The organism is Nostoc sp. UHCC 0252, assembly GCF_034931145.1.
Lineage (GTDB): Bacteria > Cyanobacteriota > Cyanobacteriia > Cyanobacteriales > Nostocaceae > Nostoc.
This window is the reverse complement of sequence record NZ_JAYGHE010000159.1, coordinates 1-4049: the sequence shown is the minus strand read 5'-3', so window position 1 is coordinate 4049 and position 4049 is coordinate 1. Positions and strand designations below refer to the sequence as shown.

The 4049-nt window shown below is 37.1% G+C and carries 3 protein-coding genes; all 3 read right to left on the bottom strand.

Annotated elements, in window-relative coordinates:
* Positions 1-1992 (bottom strand): ABC transporter ATP-binding protein/permease (locus VB732_RS35515; protein WP_323235486.1); only part of this gene is annotated, 1992 nt, incomplete at its 3' end.
* A 146-nt stretch (positions 1993-2138) separates the two neighbouring features.
* A complete protein-coding gene (locus VB732_RS35510; protein ID WP_323235485.1) occupies positions 2139-2543 on the bottom strand; it encodes a hypothetical protein in 405 nt (134 codons plus the stop codon).
* A 227-nt stretch (positions 2544-2770) separates the two neighbouring features.
* On the bottom strand, positions 2771-4049 hold a 1279-nt coding region (locus VB732_RS35505), incomplete at its 5' end, for a patatin-like phospholipase family protein (RefSeq protein ID WP_323235484.1).

The window sequence follows — 4049 nt, the reverse complement described above, 5'->3', positions numbered from 1 at the left end:
CTCATAGCGGTAGGTGAAGCCATCTTTAGTAGTAATAGGCTTGCCAAGGCTAGCCTTGCTTCTGATGGTGTTAATACTAGAGTCCGTTAATGCTTGCATTTCTTTATGAGAAAGCCCTACAACTGTGCCTATCTCTATAAATCTTTCTGGTTGTCTCTTGGATTTACTATTGGGTGTAACATCTATTGTGATTTCGTGCTTTTCAAGATTGTTTATGCCAGTTTGTTTTCCTTTTTGCAACTGATAATCCTGTACACGAAGAAGTTGCCAACTGGAATCTTGTGACAATTCCAAAACCCATTGATGATAATTAAATAAGCTTTCTCTATGACCAACGCTGATAAAAGTTGTTTTTGTTGATTGTAACTGTTGATATAAATTACCTTCGTTATTTAAATCTAAAGCACTCGTTGCTTCATCTAAGATAGTGAAACTAGGATGTGTAATTAATAGCCGGGCAAAAGCGAGGCGTTGTTGTTCTCCTAAAGACAATATATTTTCCCAAGGAACTTCTGTATCAAAGCCATCTACGCGGGTAAGTAAGTGTTGCAGGTTAACTTGTTGCAAAATGTGTTCAAGTTCGCGATCGCTCATTTTCCTGTCTGTATGAGGGTAGAGCAACTGTTGGCGCAAAGTCCCTAAAATGATATAAGGGCGTTGGGGTAAGAATAATACTTCTTTTAGGGAAGGACGCACGAGACGGCCAGTTCCCGCATTCCACAAACCAGCGATCGCTCTCAACAAAGAACTTTTACCCCTACCACTAGGGCCGACAATCAATAACCCTTCGCCTGCGTGAACAGCAACTGACAAATTTTCGACAATCACTTGTTCATAATTTGGCGTTTGTAAAGTGACATTCTCAAAAGCTAAACGTTCTTCTTCTATAACTTTAATAGTATTTACGTTCTCTGGTTGTTTACTAGCATCCTGTAGCGCATCTGAAAACTCTGCTAAACGCTTTACATAGCCAGAAAATCGCCCTGAAATCCCAAACTCAGATATTAGTTCTCCTAGAGCATTAGAAAACATAAAGCAAGCAAAACTAGCTTGGTTTATTTGCCCATAATCAATTTGATCCTGAAGGAATAAAGGTGTAAGAATAAACATCGAGAATACGCTAATGGCAGACTGATATGCTCTGCCAAAAGCGTCTTGTCCCCTCTCTAAATTCAGCCTGCGTTCAGCAGTTTTTAAAACATTACTAAATCGGCGCTGAATTATATTTAATTCTTCGTCTTCTCCCTGAAAAAAAGCGATTGATTCAGCGTGATTACGAACATGAGTTAAGCAATATGCAAAATCTGCTTTAAATGCAATTTCTTCTTGGTTAACTTTATTTATTCCTTGATTCAAGGAAACAGCTATTAAATTACCTACAATTGTATAAATAACTAAATAAATTGCGATTTGTGAAGAAACTGTCCAGAGAATTATCAAAGCACTGACCATTTCTAAAGATTTTTCTAGTAAAGAAGATGAGAATCTCAAGCCAATACTAGTAATAGGTTCTATTTCTTGGGATAAGCGTTGATCTGGATTATCTATATCAGATTTAAAATTGATTTTATAATAAGCTTGATTGCTTAAATATTTTTCTATAACATGAAGGTTTAGCCATTTATACCAGTCAAGAATTATTTTTTTTCTGACATATCTCAAAAGAGTTACTAATAAAACCATTCCTACAATAATGAGACTGGAAAGCAATAAAGTACTATTGTATTTATCAAGGTCTCTCTGTTCAATAACAATATCAATTACATAGCGATTCCAGTAACTATTTGCAGCATTCGCACCGACGATTACGACTATTAATAATACTAATAGAATGAGCATTCCCCATGAGCGAATCACATCTGAAAACGCTCTTCCTTCCGCTTTTGTTGGATACCAATAAGGGCCGGCAACTAATTTCACATCCTGCCAAAATTGAATTAAGACTGAAAAAGGATTTGTTGTATTTTGCTCACGCACAGATGGAGTTTGCATATTCTAGAAATGTAGCCGTTACTGATTACAGTAGGAATTTTGAAATGGCCTTTGAGAATCAAGTTAGACTCAAAGGCCATTTTTACTTTTAGATAAGTTAAAAAGCTTGTCTTAATAATAAGCTTTTTGACTTCCGTCTTGCGGTACTAGGTTAATGGTTCTTCATCAACAATTTCGACTGTTCTCGGAAAAGGGCCTTGGTTAGGCTCAGTAACGACTACTGGGCTAATATGATGTTTCAGTTTGAGTTTTAACTCATCTGAAATCGGCAATTCTTGAATTTCTTTGAGAAGAAATCTGACAGATTCAGTTTTGCTACGTTCTGTATAGACAAGCTTGAGAATGTTTTCAATTCCAAATCCCGCTATATATTCCCCTAGAACGGCTACCAGCCCAAGTAAGCCTAAACCTCCTAAGAGACCTAAAGGCCCGCCCAGCGTTGAAAGCATAGCGACAACGGCGGCGACATTACCCCCTGATGCACCCGTTGCTATCACAAAAAGTATGCCAGGAAGACCTAAACCAGAAATTTTTTTGACGAGTTCATCCATTTTACTTACCTACCTTATAAAGTGAAAACATGACTAATACCAATTCGCAATTTGCAATTTGCAATTCGCAATTAAAAAACTTAGAGATATTTCCCTTTCAGGGTTTACATCTGTTTCATAATTTAAGTGAATTGGTATAAGAGAGTCATTACTAATTTCTTTTGTGAAGAAATTAAAAATCTTACATCTTGCACCAGTGAGTTGGTGCAAGATGTAAGAAATCTTATTTAGCTTAACAAAAGACTACAAAGTTCATCGATTTCTTGACTTTTTTGAGATATTAATCGATGGGCTATAGCTTGCAACTTGCGAGTATTTTGGAGTTTGGTGTTATCTATTTCTTCTAATTCACTATCTAACAATGTTTGAAAGCGATAATAAAAACTTTTAGCGTCTTGATCGCTAGGTTCAAACAACTGTTCTAATTCTCCAGCTACTACTTCACTGCTACCGTCAAACATAATATTTAAAAGCGGTCTTCCCCATTGTAAGAGTCCCCAATTTTTGACTTCTTTATAAGGGTAGACACTCGTCAGCGAACCTGTACCTAAAGAAACTACTAAAATATCTTCTATATTGAGGATTTTTTGCGCTTTTCGTTTACTACTAATTTGTGCTTCTAAGATAGCTAAATGGGCTGGATTATTAGCAAACACTCCACCATCGATTAAAGTATAGGCGATGCCGCTATTGTGGGGGTTTACAAGCCGATGAGGAGCGAAATAAGTCGGAGTGGCACTAGTTGCCAATGCTGCATCTAGGAGCGAAAAACCGCCACATAACTTTTGAAAATTCTTAGATTCTATTTGCTGTTTTTCTAGTTTGTTTGTAAAAAATATCGGAATTCGCTGCTCAATATCGTAACTCGTTACAAAAACTTCTTTGAGATTATTTTCTAGAGGAGCGTTACCAAAATATTGCCTGAAAATTTCTTCTTTGCTTTCGGAAGGATATTTTGGCTGGAGAAATATATCCTCTAATGGGCCAAGTAGTCTTTCAAACAAAGGCTCATAAAATATTTCTACCCCATACTCAATAAATAACTGTAGGAGATCCTCAGCAGTATATTCAGCCAATGGCAAGTTATCAGAGACATCGGAACTTAATCGTGGTTTAGTTAGTCCAAGTGCTAAAATTCCGCCACTGGAAGTGCCAGTAATTAAATCAAACAAACTGAATATAGGCTTTTGTGTCCGCCTTTCAATTTCTGCTAGGAGTAATGCCGGAATAATGCCCCGAATACCGCCTCCATCAATGGAAAGTATTTTATATTTGGAACGGGCTTTTGTATTCATGGTTTCTGGCGATTCCTCCTGAGTTAATACTTGTGCTTGTTGGATCTTGGCAGTATCTTCAGTTTGTTCTGTTTTGGTTTCCTCATCATCTGCTTCGAGAGCAATTGGGGTTGGAATAATCTCGGATTCTTCGCTGTTTATTTCTGCCTGTTGAATTTCCTTTGGTTGATCTTCGTCGTCGCTTACTAACGATACCGTTGCTGCTAATAAA

What these genes read in the sequence shown, in the direction of transcription:
- VB732_RS35510 (WP_323235485.1), bottom strand. Translation starts at nt 2,543, where the DNA reads ATGGATGAACTCGTCAAAAAAATTTCTGGTTTAGGTCTTCCTGGCATA.